Here is a 15,392-nt window from a genome sequence, read left to right on the forward strand (position 1 = left end):
ATGGTTTAACGCTAAGTGAGTTTTATTTTATGACAACACACCAACAACATTGTAAACGTATTCAAAAAACGTTTATGCAATTTATAACAACAAGCATTTTATTATTATCTGTCGCCGCTTGTGGTGGCGGTGGTGGTTCAACCCCAGACACCAATACAGGTAATGGTAATAACGGTGGTAACAACAATGGCAATGGTGGTGACGAAACACCAGTTGTTAAACAAGTTACGCTTTCAACCAATCAAGTGACATTAGCCAGCAATGGCATTATGAGTAAATTTACTGTAACCAGTGAAAAAGATTGGCAAATCAGCCAATTGCCAACTTGGTTAAAAGCATCCGTTGAACAAGCTGATGGCGCTACTAGTGCCGTCACTGTCGAACTAACAGCACAAGTAAACCATTTATCTGCATCTCGTAGCTCTGATATTAAAATTACCAACGCGGATGATGAAAAAACGCTATCCGTTACCCAAGCCGCATTCGCTTATCAAATGCCGGTTAATACCGACAGTATGAGAGATATCACGGCAACTGAAATAACCGAGCTGATGGGTACAGGTTTTAATATTGGTAACAGTATGGAAGCTGTTGGTGGTGAAACAGCCTGGGGTAATCCACAAATTAGTACTGATTTAATTGATGCGATAAAAGCGGCTGGATTTAAGTCTATTCGTTTGCCTGTTTCTTGGAGTCAATTTAGCGACGAGAGCAATTACACAATTAAAACTGCTTGGTTAGACCGCGTTGAAGAGGTTGTTGCTTACGCTTTAAGTCAAGATTTGTATGTAATGTTAAATATGCATTGGGATGGGGGCTGGCTGCAGCCGACCTATGATGACGAGAATGTTGCAAACCACAGGCTTGCATTAATGTGGACACAAATTGCAAATCGCTTCGAAAAATACGACGACAAATTGTTATTTGCCGGTACCAATGAAGTTATGGTTGAAGGTGATTATGGAACACCGACAGCAGAATACTACACAGTGCAAAATGGCTTTAATCAAACCTTTGTTACGACAGTGCGTGCTACTGGTGGTCGTAACGCAGTTCGCCATCTAATTTTCCAAGGTTTTAATACCAATATTGATCACACAGTTAATTTTGTAGCTATTCCAGACGATGTTGTTAGCAACAAAATGTTGTTAGAAGTACATTTTTATGACCCATATGAATTCACGTTAAAAAATGACAGCACTGCTGTTCAGTGGGGACAAAACGCAACAGATTCATCTAAAACCGCAGGTTGGGGCAACGAGTCACATATAGATACGCAATTTAGCCGCATGTACAACAATTTTTACCAACAAGGTTTAGGTTTGATCTTAGGTGAGTTTGGTGCATTTGCCCGTAGAAACGTTGCAGAGCACGAAGCATACCGCCATGACTGGCACAGGCATGTTACCCAAACCGCGTTGGCACAAAAACTCGTGCCATTTTATTGGGATAACGGTGACGTTAACGATTTAGGTTTCGCCTTATTTAACCGACACACAGCAGCTCAGATAGAGCCAAGTTTAATCAAAATTGTCACAGACACTGAATAGTTAACAGCAAAAGTTTTTAAAGGTTTTTTAATCAATGAACAAAGTTTTTTCACTCAAACAGGTATTGGTCGCAATGGTTGTTGGAATTAGTACACAAGCTTGTACATCAAAGTCGCAAATTGACGGTACTGATGACGCTTCGGTTTGGCCGGTAGCAAAAAGCCCAGTCGTCGTTAGCGACAGCAAAAATCAGCAGGTTAATCAGGTATTAGCCAAAATGACAGTAGAAGAAAAAGTAGGTCAGATATTGCAAGCTGAAATTCAGGCAATTACCCCTGAGCAGGCCAAACAATACAATATTGGTTCTATTTTAAATGGCGGTGGTTCAACACCAAATCGCAAAGAAAAAGCGCAAGCACAAGACTGGTTGGCAGCGGCTGATGCCTATTATGCAGCTTCTACAGATACCAGCGACGGTGGTGTTGGCATTCCAATTATTTGGGGGACAGATGCGGTTCACGGCCATAATAACTTAACTGGTGCGACTATTTTTCCGCACAATATTGGTTTAGGTGCAACACGCAACCCAGAGTTAATTGAAAAAATTGGCCAAATTACCGCAGCAGAAGTTCGCGCAAGTGGTATTGAATGGGTATTTTCACCAACTGTAGCGGTTGCTCGTAACGACAGATGGGGCAGAACTTACGAAAGTTATTCTGAAGATCCACAATTAGTTGCTGACTACGCTTTTGCCATGGTTGAAGGTTTGCAAGGCAAAGCCAATACGGATGAGTTTTTATCAAGCTCACGTGTATTAGCAACAGCCAAACACTTTTTAGCGGATGGCGGCACTGAAGAAGGCGACGACCAAGGCAATTCAGTGATGAGCGAAGCCGAATTAGTTAAAGTGCATGCACCAGGTTATTACACCTCAATTGAGGCGGGCGTACAGTCGATTATGGCGAGTTTTTCTTCGTGGAATAGCGAAAAAATGCACGGCAACGAATATTTATTAAACCAAGTATTAAAGCAAAAAATGGGCTTTAACGGTTTAGTGGTAGGCGACTGGAATGGCCACGGCCAAGTACCGGGTTGTACTAATGATTCTTGCCCTCAGTCGATTAACGCGGGTGTTGATTTAGTTATGGTGCCGTACGACTGGAAAAACATGTATTACAACACGCTTGAGCAAGTTAGAAACGGCGAAATTTCAATGCAACGCTTAGACCAAGCGGTGAAAGCCATTTTAATTGTAAAAGCACATTTAGGTTTATTAGATACAGTAAAACCGTCTGAGCGTGCAAAAGCGATTAATGTAACACCAGGTTCAGCAGAGCACAGAGCCATTGCTCGTCAATCAGTGCGTGAAAGCTTAGTGTTATTAAAAAACAACAATCAAGCATTGCCAGTGTCGCCAAAACAATCATTTGTCATAGCTGGCCCTGCTGCTGACGATATAGGTTTTCAATCTGGTGGTTGGAGTGTTTCATGGCAAGGCTTAACTGGCGCGAATGATAAATTCCCAGGTGCAACTTCTATCTACCAAGGTTTAGCAAAACAAATTAAAGCTGCAGGTGGTAAAGCAACTTTATCGCTTGATGGTAGTTACACAAGCAAGCCGGATGTAGCAATTGTTGTATTTGGTGAGCCACCTTATGCCGAAGGTCAAGGCGACATAAATACCCTTGAATTTGAAGCGGGAGAAAAACAAAGCTTAGCTTTATTAAACAAATTTAAGCAGCAAGGTATTAAAACTATTGCGGTATTTATTTCTGGCCGCCCTATGTGGGTTAACCCTGAATTAAACGCAGCTGATGCATTTGTCGCAGCTTGGCTGCCGGGCAGTGAAGGTGAGGGTATTGCCGATGTTATTTTAGCGGACAAACAAGGCAAAACTCAGTACGACTTTAGCGGTAAATTGTCATTTTCTTGGCCTGCAACTCCTTTGCAAGATGAACTTAACCTTGCCGATGCTGACTACCAACCATTGTTCCCATTCGGCTTTGGCTTAACTTATAAAGATGCCAATAACTTAGCTGAACTACCTGAAGATGTTGAAGGGGTTGACGACGGTACAGCAAGTCAAATTGATGTGTATGTAGGTAGACCATTACAACCTTGGCATGTGTTTATTAACCAAAACAACTACAAACAAATTCTAAGTGGTGCGTTTGCTGAGTTACCAAATGGCGAAGTGCAAGTAACCACCATAGACAAAGACATTCAAGAAGACGCTTTGTTATGGAAATGGCAAGGTAAACCTTCAAGCATTTTAATTGAAGGTGGTAAACCTCTTGATTTAACCGATTATGCTGCAGGCGGTATCTTGTCTTTCGATATTAAAGTAGACGAAATTCCGCAAGGTAAAGTTGAGTTGGTCTTAAACTGTGGTAACAACTGCCGTCGCACGCTTGATTTGACCAGTCATTTGCGCACCTTAGTGGTACACGGCTGGATGAACGTCAGCGTTAAATTAAGCTGTTTTGCCAAACCAGAAGAATTAGCTGCGGTAAACATTCCGTTTAGCATTGAAGCAAATGGCCAAGGCCAGTTAAGTTTTGCCAATATCCAAATTTTGCAGGCGGGTAACGCAAACTTAAGCTGTAACTGATTATTAACATAATTGGTCTTATGATATAGAATCGTGAAAACGTTTTTAGTGACATGGACGTTTATTATAAAACTCGGAGCGTCAACGTGGGTGTGAGTTATGACAGAAGATAAATTCAGTATTACTTTACTTTTTAATGCTAACAAAGTGTTCGACCGTAAGGTGTTAGAAGGCATCGGCATGTATTTGCAAACTACAGGCGTGAACTGGGATCTATATTTAGAAGAAGACTTTCGAGGTCGGCTTGAACAAATATACGCATGGCAAGGGGATGGCATTATCGCCGATTTTGATGATCCAGAAATTCGCCGTGCGTTAGAAAATTCAAGCCGTCCTGTTGTTGGTGTAGGTGGTTCGCATTCAAACCAAGCGGATTATCCAAAAGTACCTTATGTCGCAACGGATAATTTTGAGTTAGTAAACGCGGCCTACACACATTTGCGCCAAAAAGGTTTTTCGCAATTTGCCTTTTATGGTGTGCCAGATCCGCTCGGTGTTATTTGGCCAAAAGAGCGCGAGCTGGCAATGAAAGAGTTAGTTAATCGAGAAGGCTATAAATGCGACTTCTACAATGGCCGCATAACCCAACCTGCAAGTTGGCAATCGACTATGGATGAACTGGGTCGTTGGTTGTTACGTTTGCCTAAACCTGTCGGTATTGTGGCAGTGACAGATGCAAGAGCACGCCATTTATTGCAAGCTTGCGAATTGGTAGGGTTAATGGTGCCAGATCAAGTTTCCATTGTTGGTATTGACGACGATGAAGTGGTACGTAATTTACACAAAATTTCACTGACATCAGTCAAGCAAGGCTGTGTTGATATAGGTTACAAAGCAGCAAGCATACTGCATAAAATGCTTAACAAAGGCAAAAGATACGAAGAAATTCACCTGATCAAACCATTAGGCGTGGTTGAACGAGCGTCAACCGATTATAAAGCTGTCGATGATCCTTATGTGATTCAAGCGCTACATTTTGTTCGGCAGAATGCCTGTAAAGGGATAAAAGTAGAGCAGGTTGCCGATTTTGTGGGTGTATCACGTTCTAATCTTGAAAAGCGTTTTACCTTTGAACGCGGCCATTCACTGCACAACGAAATACATCAAGTAAAACTCAACCGAGCTTGTGAGCTGCTAAAAACAACTAGCTTAGAGTTAAATGATGTTGCTATGCAAAGTGGTTATCCATCACTGCAATATTTATATGCTATTTTCAAAAAACACTTTAGTGAAACGCCTAAACAATATCGGAGCAATTATTCGTAATTGTAGGAGAGGACTTAAGTTTCATACTATTTGCTACTCCCAAGTCTGAATCGTTCTACAACTGAGTATTAAAGTATCATACTGTTGTAACTCATTTCTGGACGAAAATGAGTTAGGACGAATGTGTGCTTAGTGCCAATTGCGGAAATCTGAAGCTGAAGATATAAAGATCCGCTTTACAAACTAAGCTGCATTTTACATCTGTACACAAAATGCCTTACTTCCTAACACGACATGTTTAGCTATTGGCCCATATTCTTTGTATGTGAAATAACCACCACCTGCTGATGGATGCACAATAAACCCGGCAATCACTTCATTATCTCCGATGATAAATTTCGACATAAAATCATTAATCTTTGTGTGATTTATATGTGATAGCAAATTTGTCCAGTTTTCTTGCCCTAAAACAAGAATTCTCTCTGGTTTTATAGTGTTGATTAATTCTTCAAACGCTTGAGCTGAGTCATCCCACATTTTTTGTGTGGGACGCTGTTTACTTAATTCACCAACTCGATATTGAATGAAATTGTAAAATGCAGCGTTCTCCCAGAAATTTCTAGCAGATACTTTTGTTTCACGACCAAGAATTACTCTTCGTATTTTAGTTGCAAATCTAGAAAAATTATCATCGCTATTTTCGCCGATATGCTCCTTAATACAGGCAATAACTAGATTGGAATCAAAATTTTCTTCGGTAGCGTAATTTGACTCACCAAGAACCAATGTTTTGTTAGGTAACAATTCAGTGCTCTCATAAAATTTTCCAACCCATGGATGGACCTTTACTTTATTCCACACGCGATATCTCCTTATGGGCGTAACGCCGCGCTCTGTGGCAATTTTGGAGCGCAGCGGAAAAATTGTCCGGCAGCAGCGCTTTGTTAAGCATTTTTCTTGCTCACACGAAACAACATTCCGACTGGTGATTTTTTTACTTTGTTAGACTCATCAGCCAAATCTCTAATCGATTGAGGAATGTCTTTTAGTTTTGGGGCATCTAACAATTGGTCTGCAGCAATTACAGCAAGCCCCCACACTGGCATTCCAGTGATAGCAGCGGCTACTCCAAGCGAGCCCATAACCATCCAAGAGCCCATATCTTTCCCCGCAAACTTCCATTGCTTTGCTCTTAATTCAGAAATATTCTTTTTATGTTGCGTGAAAGCAGCATTTATATTCTCGAAAATCTGATCTCGACTTCGATGAAAGTTCGCTGGATTAGAATTTACGATATCTTCAATGCCGTTACCTAACATCGCTCTAATATCATCCATGGCACCTTGTTTTCTGATGTCTATCAATGCATCAGGAGGTATATTTCCCAGCCATTCCATCTCGCTCATTGCTAGGTCTTGTAGACCTCTAACAATATGTAAATCGTGTTCTCCGGTTTGAGATTCAGCTCTTTCTGAATCATATTCCATTTTCCAAGTCAGGTACTTCCAGGAAGTAGGTGCATCAATTATAGGAGTTCCATTTAATCTTCTGGATTTGATAAGCAATTCATTGCTTACAGTCATTCTTCCCAGAGCTTGAGAAGCCAGAAGTACACCAGGTGAATTTACAAATGGCTTGTAATGCTCGCTTTGCAACGCTTGATTTAGTTGAGATGATACGTCGCCGCTCCATTCCGTATCGAATAAGACTCTATTCGCATCTCCAATTTCTGCTACCGCTCTTTCAATGGTGTCCAATTCTTGAGCAAAATCCATTAGCTCATCAAAGGACTCAAAATTTCTACCGAAAAGTTTACCCGCATGTATCAGGGAATCATCCTTCCCAAGCGATACAAAAAACTCTCTCTCGTCTTCTTGTAGAGCCGCTTGATCTGGGAGTATCACAATAATCGGCGCATCAACATCCGCACATGCCAAATCTTTATACTGAAGTATGTTTAAAGCATGCTTAATAAAATAATATGCTTGGCTGTCTTTGGGATAGTTAGCAAATATATGTTTAGATCGCAAAAATGGATCTGGCAGAACAATAGTATCTGTATAGATTCCACATTTAGATGCAATATTTTCATCATGCGATGGAAAAAGATCTCCTCCAAATATTCCTTTTATATTCCCATACATATCCTCAACGTGAATATGAGCTATTTCCCCAACACCTTCCCAGAATTGATCAATAACACTTAGAAATTCATCTAGATTCTTAGTTATTTCATCAATAGTTTTCTTATTTCGAGAAAGGGCGGTTCCAGCATCGTGAGGAGTAAGATTTTGCTTCAGCATCATTTCGTAGAAATGGCCGAAATTATTCTCAATGAACGTAAAATACATGTTCTGTATTTCACTCAGGGATGCTTCCTTTTTCAGCTCTTCGCGGTCATGCATGGCTGTTACCGCAAGCGCCATGGATCTCACTAGACCGTCAACTGTATCTAAGTCGACCTCTCCATCAGAGCCAACACGAACAGCTAATAAACTCTTCTCGACATCCAAGCCCTCAGCAATTTTCACCTTACCTGCTTTGAACTGTTCTTGAAGAATTTTTAACCTACGACGAAGTCTACCTTCGTACTCAATTTCTTCTTTTGATTTTTCGGACATATTCGTTAAATTCAATCCTTGTGTGAGACCTCTGTTAGCTTCAATTTTCTTCTTTCTAGCCTGCTTCTTAGCTAATCGCTTCTTTAGTCGCCGCTTTAGCCTCAATTCATAGAGGTATTTTGCGTCCCATTCATTATTGCTTTGTTATAATTTTTGTCGATATAGTACACTGACTCGACCGTCAGTGCTTTTAAAATGAAATTCTGTATCTGTAATTTTCAAAACCTGGTCGCACCAGCTTTCTCCAATTGGCATTATTGCTGCGTTAGAGGTTTCTGTAATAACGATACAACTGTATAAGTTACCCTTATCTCTTTTTAATTGATACGTACTTTTAATGACATACTTGAACGAATAATAATCCCCCCAACTATCTAAAACACCGTCGACTTTATAGTGCTCAAAGCCCCAAATAGTTTTACCTCCATCTTCCGAGTTACCCCACAAGCCTTCAAGTTTGTTTACATCAATTTCAATCGAAAAAGTCGGAAACGATAGAGAAATAAAAAATAGAATGCTCAATAACGGTTTCAAGTCGAATTCCTTTTTTTAAATTATAACGCCCGAATAAGTGGCGCAATAAAGCTTGGCTATACTAAGCGAAGAATGAGCGCTGCCAAGCTTTTTACGTCCACCCTTAATGTGTTAATGTGCGTGCACACTAAAACGATCTATTCAATTCTTACTGTTTTGCGTTTGTCCGATTTTAGTTACGCCAGACAGTGGAAGACTGCAACGGCAGCAAGATTTTTGAAAATTGACACTACGCTTAAATGTGAACACACTTTTAATGGTTTGCCTAATTGAGAAAAAACTATCACCACACTTTGGACATTTTACGCTGTATTTTCTTATGTAAAGATATAACCAAGCAGTAAATATAAATGCAGCGACTACTATTAGAGAATGAAAAATGAGAGGTGGGAAAGATGTATCAATATTAATCAGCATAACCAGCAAACAGACTGTAACAGGTGCCATTGACACACTTTGCGCAAGTTCAACTTTTCTTCTTATCACGTCCAGTTGTTCTTCATATTGTTCCATATGATTTACCTTTAGAGCACATAACGCCCGTATTTGCGGCTGGTTTGGAGCGCAGCGGAAAACCAGTCCGACAACATGCGCTTGTTAGGCATTTTGCAGCTCCTTATAGAGTGTTAATGCTGTGCTTCTAGGCAAGCCACTTAGCATTAAGCCTTGGATAATGTGCTTTTCGCTTTTGAAGGCATCAGAGGTATTGCCGAAAACTCCCATTCTCACAAGCTCTTCACACATCCATGTAACATTTGCATTTAACATGCGAATGCCAAAATAACTGTTGATTTGGAACATATGATATATCTCTGAACTCATACGCAACCAAATTAGCAATCGCTGATCTTTAATTCGCTCAAGAGTCTCCGCGATTTTTGAAGCTGGCGGAGTTAAACTAGGAGAAACAATGTTTAAGATTTGATAACTCAAATCAATAAGATTCTCGCAGCTTTCTCTGACTTGGCAGCTTCCTCGCTCACAATATTGCAACTCACGTTTAAATTCGCCTACCTCGACCCTATACCAGTCTTCATTGTATTGACCAAAACTGGGCCAAGAAGAAGTTTTGTAAGGGAGCTTTTGAGAAAGTTTACGCAATTCTCGTTCGTATGCACCTGCTGTCTTTATTGAAACCAGTGAAGAAAAATCAGCATACGGAATGCAGCCTTTAGTTAACGGCATCTCATCCGTAATGACTGATAGCAATTTAGATTCGTAGTTTTCCATACTGATGCCTAACAGCTTAATCATTAGAAGTGCGTATAGAACTTTTCAACATTGAGTCTAACAACGCCATTCCAATACGTTTTAAATTAATAATTTCATAAACTTAAGCTTAGATTAACGAAAATGCAATAATAACTTTAGGAAAGAAAGCAAGCCAACCGTCAGAGCGAGCCAAATATAGGGGCGTTATGTAAATTCATTATTATAAAAAACAACAAAATCATGCTGTTACCTTCCATTGCCTCCATCAAACCAATATCTTGTTAAAAACAAAGCGAGAAATAGTTTGAGTTTTTGGTTCATTTTTATTTATAACTGTATAAATAAACATAAAGTTAAATTCGAGACATTATTACTCTCCCACAGTAATTAAACTTTTGTTACCTCATTCAAATGTCACAAAATTGACCTAAACTTATGCTGCAATCTTTCGCTAGGCTAGATAAAAGGGATCTAAGTGAATTTGAAGTTTGTAGACAGTGCGTTGCCCGAATTACGACAACTCGAACATTTATTAGAGCTAGCCTCTCCCCATTTAAACAGCCAAGTGCTGGCTAACGTTAGTTATCAAGATCACTTATTGCCGATTCATGCAATTAGTTTAGGTAGTACAGACACCAGTAAACCCGTGATGACTTTTGTTGGTGGCGTGCACGGATTAGAGCGCATCGGCAGCCAGGTATTATTGGCTTTTTTAGAAGGTATTATTGGCCGTTTAGCTTGGGATGTATCGCTGCACCATTTATTAGAGCAAGTTCGACTTAACTTTATTCCCTTGTTAAATCCTGTTGGCATGGCAACGCATAGGCGCTCAAATGGTAACAGTGTTGATTTAATGCGTAATGCACCGGTTGATAGCCATGAACAAACTGCTTTTTTAGTCGGCGGCCAACGCATTAGCCCGGTTATTCCTTGGTATAGAGGTAAAGCGGGTGAGCCAATGCAAGCAGAAGCGCAAGCGCTGGTTGATTTCATGCAAAAAGAAACCTTTAACTCGCCATTTTCTTTGGCGCTCGATTGCCATTCTGGTTTTGGTTTACACGACAGAATTTGGTTTCCGTACGCTCGTAGCCGCTTTCAACCTATTCAACACTTGGGTGAAGTATTTCATTTACGCGATTTGTTATTTCAAGCTTATCCTTATCATTCGTACAAATTCGAACCACAAGCAAAACACTATTTGTGCCATGGTGATTTATGGGATTACCTTTACGACCAATCACTTGCGCAACCAACCACATTTCTACCTTTAACCCTTGAAATGGGCTCGTGGCGCTGGGTACGTAAAAATCCTGCGCAGTTGTTAAAAGCAGTCGGCTTGTTTCATCCAATAAAGCCACATAGGGTTAAACGCGTGTTGCGTTCACACTTAGTTTTGATGGAGTTTTTTATTCGCGCTTGTGCCTCGTACCAAAACTGGCTGTACGATGGTAAAAGTCTCAATATGGATCAAAAGGCGACTCAGCTATGGTACGACAATTAAACGTATTGTTGTTGCTGCGTGGATTAATTAGAGAGCAGCGCCATTGGGGCGATTTTATCGCTAAGCTGCAACAAGCTTTTCCAGAGCATCAAATTGTTTGTATTGACTTACCGGGCAACGGCCAAAACAACCTGTTGAAATCATTGCCAAGTATTAAAGCTAATGCTGAATTTGTTAATGCTGAATTAAGCCAGTTAAATTTAACCAAGGCCAATATTCATGTTGTCGCAATTAGCCTAGGGGCTATGGTTGCAATTGAGTTGGCGTTAATCAGAAAGATTGAATCAATGACACTGATAAACACCAGTGTTTCTGGCTTAATTCCTTTTTACCAAAGGCTGCGCAGCGACAACTACACCAATATCATTAAAGCGGCTATCAATGAGCCGTGTGAGCGTGAAAAGCTGATTTTAAAAATGACCAGCGAGCGATATAACGAACCCGCCATTATTCAACAAAGACAATATATTGCGTTAGATGCTCCAGTTACGATTAAAAACTTTTTACTGCAACTTAAAGCCGCTGCTAAGTTTAAGTTAACCGACAAACCCAATTGTCCAATGCAGCTACTGGCATCTACAACAGATAAATTAGTCAGTTACCAATGTTCAACTGCACTTGCGGAAAAATGGCAATTGCCGATTTATTTAACTGAACAGGGTGGACACGATTTAACTTTGGATAGGGCGGATTGGGTGTTAGAAAAACTAAAGGGCTGGGTAGCCCCTTAGTTTAACAATACTTATTGAAAGAACTTATTCCGCAGATAGCTCTTCAATAAATGCGATACGAGCGGGATTTAACTCGGTGGTTAAACGGTTAGTCACTAGCGAGTTATCACTTGTATCGACAATATCAATACCAGGATTGTCTGAAGAAGAAACGCTAATCCAAAGTTGGTTTTTGCTATCAACAGCCATATAACCAATACCTTCGCCATTTAACGCAGTTGAGGTTACGTCAGCATTAACAATTTGGCCGTTTTTCGGATTAAATTCGTAAATTGAAGAAACTTCTGGCCAACCAGCAGATACGTAAAAGTAACCTTTGGTTGCTGAAACTATCACAGCTTGTTTGATTGGCGCTTGATTGTTGACGATTTTGTCGGCAGCTATCACTTCGCTAACTTGATAGTTTTTCACATGTACTTTTTCAATTTTACTTTCGCTTAAATCGGTTGAGCTGTATGAAGAACGCTCTGCAACATAGACATAATCACCAAAAACATCCAATGAACCACCTAATGGATTTACCCCAGATAATGGTATGCCTTTAAACGCATCAGTTGTATCAGCATTGGTTTCTATTTCCATATCTGTTTCTGTGTCGATAACAGCTATATACGCAGTATTTGGTGTCCAAGTCCAACCCTCAATATGCATGCGCTGCATTACCACAAATAGTTTTCCGTCGGCAATTACAGCATCAGCGGCATTTGGTGAAGCCTGCTCTGAACCTTCAACAGTGTACGCAGATAAATCGATTGTACTTAATACAAAGTCGTTCGCTGAAGTAGACGTTGGGTCTACCACTAATATTTTGTCAGCACCATAACGAATGACATAACCTTTATCTTTATTTAAAGTGACAAATGTATAAGGATTGCTCGAACTTTGTTCAACCGCCAAATTTGTACTGACACCTAACAGGTTTGTTGTTAAATCGTCTTTGTTGTAGAAATCAACAGTATCTATGCTATTTCTACCTATGTGAAAAATGCTATCCAAATGACTAGCAACTGTGTAGTCAGATTTATCTTTAACCATATAACCGTCGGTTAATTCATAGTTGTCTAAATCTTTGTCATAATCAATTTGTGCTACTTGTGAGCTGGAATAATCTGCAGCGACAGTTTGTACTACTGCACCTAGCGTGATAGGTTTTGCTTCTGGTTCATTTGAACTGCCTGAATCTAAACATGCAGTTAAAGAGAGCGCAGCGGCTGCAATAGCAATATTCAATAGTGATTTGTTTAACACTTATATGTCCTCGATAGTGAATTTAATTTGAAAACTACGCCCTTGAGCAGGGCGATTAGCTAAATCTAGATATTGTTTATCGAATAGATTTAAAACCGACAAACTGGCTGAATAGTTACGTTTATTCCAATGGATACTTAGATCTGTGACTTTTTGACTCGCAGGTTCTCCTTTAGGGTTTAACGGCCTGTTGGGCTCAATGAGATTTGTGCGGTTATAGTACAAATCGGAATTGTGTACCGTATCTAAACGCGCCTTCAATTGCTCGCTGATTTGATAACTAAGCCCTAGTTGCAATTGGTTGTGGTAAATAGCTGGAACCTTCTTGTGGTTGTATGCGTCAGTGTCTGATTCAGTTAAGCTATCCATCAAATGTAGGCTCGTCATGGCTGTTAACTTAGTCGATATTTGCCAATCGAATTGACCTTCAAAACCGATGATGGTCGCGTCACTGACATTAGTGTACCTGCCAATTCCACTTGAGTTGTAAGTTACAACAATGGCGTTTTCAAGTTGGCGACGATAAAAATTCGATTGCCAATTAAACTGGCTAAACCTTTGTTGCAAGCTTAATGACGCACTAATCGCTTGCTCTGGTAACAAATCGTCATTACCGGTTAATAAACCTCTGTCACCAAACTGCTCGAACAAAGTCGGCATTCGTGTGCCTTGACTAAAATTGCCGGATACAACCAAGTTTTGCTTAAATACAGTTAAACTTGAATTCACCAGTCCAACTTCAAAGGTAAAGTTTGTATGGTTTAATTTTTTATCACTAAAATGATCTGTATTATCACTAACTGGTTGTTTTATTTCGTTACTATTAGTTTGTTGTTGATGATTAAATAATAAATGCCACGCAGTTGTCGCTGAATCATTCTTCCATTCAAATCTACTTCCTAGCTCAAAGGTGTTTTGGTTAGCAATCACATCACAAGCGCTAATGCCATTACATAAACTTTGCTCGTCAGTTAAATAGGAGTGTGACTCAAACTCTTGTTTGTTTAGTTTTAAGTATGGGGTGGCACTTAAGTTTGCTAACAGTGCAGATAAGTTGACTTCAGCAGTAAAATTAACCGCGTAGTTATCGTCGTAGTAATAATATTTACGATCAATATCAGGCTGAGTTGTGTCAGCATGTTTTCGTTTGTCGTGAAAAACTTCATCCTTAGTTTGGTAATAACTTTCAATTTCCAAGCTATCAAACCAATTGCCGCCGATCAGCCAATCGTCTGTTACTGCTAGACGTTTAGTAACAGAGCTTAAACTTGTTTTATTTGTAGCTAGATTAAACTGATAATTAGGGATGCTTTTATCTTGTTCACCATATTGCAACGAGGCTTTAACTTTGTGACTGCCGACAACAAAACTATCGTTTAAATATAAACTGACTTTTTTAAACTGATTGTTGCGAGACTTTTCTATACCAGACACAGCGACATCTAGTTCATCAGCGTCCTTGTCATAAATAGATTCCACTAAGTACTCATAATCATTATCAGAGTAGGTGTAAGATAAATTACCACTAACTTGATGACCTGCAACATTATGGCTAACCAAAGCACTGAACTGCTCATAACCAAATGAACCAATTCCACCGGAAACACGAACTTGATTTTTAGTCGGGTCAAAAGTATTGATGCGAATAACACCGCCGATTGGAGTGCTACCTGTGCCCAAGGCTTGGCTTTTTGAAACTTCAATGCTGTCTATTTGTTCCACTGGAAGTTGGTTTAAATCAAAACCACCAAACTGGCTATCATTAATCAACTGGCCATCTATATACACTTGTACTTGTTTATTGGTAGAGCCGCGCACTGAAACTTCGGTTTGATTACCTAAACCAGCAACAGAGCGAATTTGAATACCGTTTATTTTTTTTAAAACATCGGCCGCAGTTTGGCCTACTTCTAAAATGGCTTGGCGATCTATTTTTTGGTAATTGCCTGTAGCGTGAAGTTTTTGTTGTTCTACTTTAATGACTTCAATCGGGTTTTCTGTCGCTTGAATTGCAAAGCTAACGGGAAGACACGCAGCCAACAAACAAGCTGTTGTCCTATTATAGATAGTGCCGACTTTATTGGCATTGCGAAAAAACATGAAAACCTCTGCAGCTGAACAATAGCAGAGAAAGGTGAGGGCATTGCAGTATTATCCTTACTGCATAAATAGTAGAAATATTCCGTTTCCCTAGACAGCCCACCGCTCTCTGGTTATAGCAAAAATAGGCCGGTATCC

Annotated in this window: 12 protein-coding genes; 5 read left to right on the forward strand and 7 right to left on the reverse strand. The window is 39.9% G+C overall.

The features are described 5' to 3' along the window. Positions 1-74: 74 nt before the first annotated feature. From ACMZOO_RS00630 to ACMZOO_RS00640, 3 genes are all read left to right on the forward strand, one after another. Positions 75-1,550 (forward strand): cellulase family glycosylhydrolase, encoded by a 1,476-nt coding sequence (locus tag ACMZOO_RS00630; protein WP_440904750.1) that lies wholly within the window; start codon positions 75-77, stop codon positions 1,548-1,550. Positions 1,551-1,584: 34 nt separating this feature from the next. Beyond that, positions 1,585-4,101, forward strand: a complete 2,517-nt coding sequence (locus tag ACMZOO_RS00635; RefSeq protein ID WP_440904751.1) for a glycoside hydrolase family 3 protein — start codon at positions 1,585-1,587, stop codon at positions 4,099-4,101. A 99-nt stretch (positions 4,102-4,200) separates the two neighbouring features. Next, entirely contained in the window at positions 4,201-5,367 is a 1,167-nt protein-coding gene (locus ACMZOO_RS00640) for a XylR family transcriptional regulator (RefSeq protein ID WP_440904753.1), read from the forward strand. Between the two features lie 195 nt (positions 5,368-5,562). Here ACMZOO_RS00640 and ACMZOO_RS00645 read toward each other — a convergent pair whose 3' ends face one another. The 5 genes from ACMZOO_RS00645 to ACMZOO_RS00665 all read right to left on the reverse strand — a co-directional run bounded on the left by ACMZOO_RS00645 (position 5,563) and on the right by ACMZOO_RS00665 (position 9,692). Next, positions 5,563-6,168 carry a hypothetical protein gene (locus ACMZOO_RS00645; RefSeq protein WP_440904754.1) on the reverse strand — a complete coding sequence of 202 codons (606 nt, stop codon included), beginning with the start codon at positions 6,166-6,168 and terminating at the stop codon, positions 5,563-5,565. A gap of 83 nt (positions 6,169-6,251) precedes the next feature. Then, entirely contained in the window at positions 6,252-7,928 is a 1,677-nt protein-coding gene (locus ACMZOO_RS00650) for a hypothetical protein (RefSeq protein ID WP_440904755.1), read from the reverse strand. Between the two features lie 144 nt (positions 7,929-8,072). Beyond that, positions 8,073-8,462, reverse strand: coding sequence for a hypothetical protein (locus ACMZOO_RS00655; RefSeq protein ID WP_440904756.1), 390 nt, complete (start codon positions 8,460-8,462; stop codon positions 8,073-8,075). 141 nt (positions 8,463-8,603) lie between these two features. Continuing rightward, entirely contained in the window at positions 8,604-8,975 is a 372-nt protein-coding gene (locus ACMZOO_RS00660; RefSeq protein WP_440904757.1) for a hypothetical protein, read from the reverse strand. Between the two features lie 84 nt (positions 8,976-9,059). Next, positions 9,060-9,692, reverse strand: coding sequence for a hypothetical protein (locus ACMZOO_RS00665; protein WP_440904758.1), 633 nt, complete (start codon positions 9,690-9,692; stop codon positions 9,060-9,062). Positions 9,693-10,149: 457 nt separating this feature from the next. Here ACMZOO_RS00665 and ACMZOO_RS00670 point away from each other — a divergent pair, with 457 nt between their 5' ends. Both ACMZOO_RS00670 and ACMZOO_RS00675 read left to right on the forward strand, forming a co-directional pair. Beyond that, positions 10,150-11,175, forward strand: coding sequence for a DUF2817 domain-containing protein (locus tag ACMZOO_RS00670; protein WP_440904759.1), 1,026 nt, complete (start codon positions 10,150-10,152; stop codon positions 11,173-11,175). After that, positions 11,160-11,906 carry an alpha/beta fold hydrolase gene (locus ACMZOO_RS00675; RefSeq protein WP_440904761.1) on the forward strand — a complete coding sequence of 249 codons (747 nt, stop codon included), beginning with the start codon at positions 11,160-11,162 and terminating at the stop codon, positions 11,904-11,906. Before ACMZOO_RS00670 ends, ACMZOO_RS00675 begins: the two co-directional genes overlap by 16 nt. 24 nt (positions 11,907-11,930) lie before the next feature. On the opposite strand, the gene ACMZOO_RS00680 is transcribed toward ACMZOO_RS00675, so the two are convergent. Continuing rightward, complete coding sequence (locus tag ACMZOO_RS00680; RefSeq protein ID WP_440904763.1) at positions 11,931-13,154, reverse strand: cadherin repeat domain-containing protein; 1,224 nt, start codon at positions 13,152-13,154, stop codon at positions 11,931-11,933. Continuing rightward, positions 13,155-15,254, reverse strand: a complete 2,100-nt coding sequence (locus ACMZOO_RS00685) for a TonB-dependent receptor plug domain-containing protein (RefSeq protein ID WP_440904764.1) — start codon at positions 15,252-15,254, stop codon at positions 13,155-13,157. Positions 15,255-15,392: the final 138 nt, after the last annotated feature.

This window comes from Catenovulum sp. SX2, assembly GCF_052056295.1.
Classification (GTDB): Bacteria; Pseudomonadota; Gammaproteobacteria; order Enterobacterales; family Alteromonadaceae; genus Catenovulum.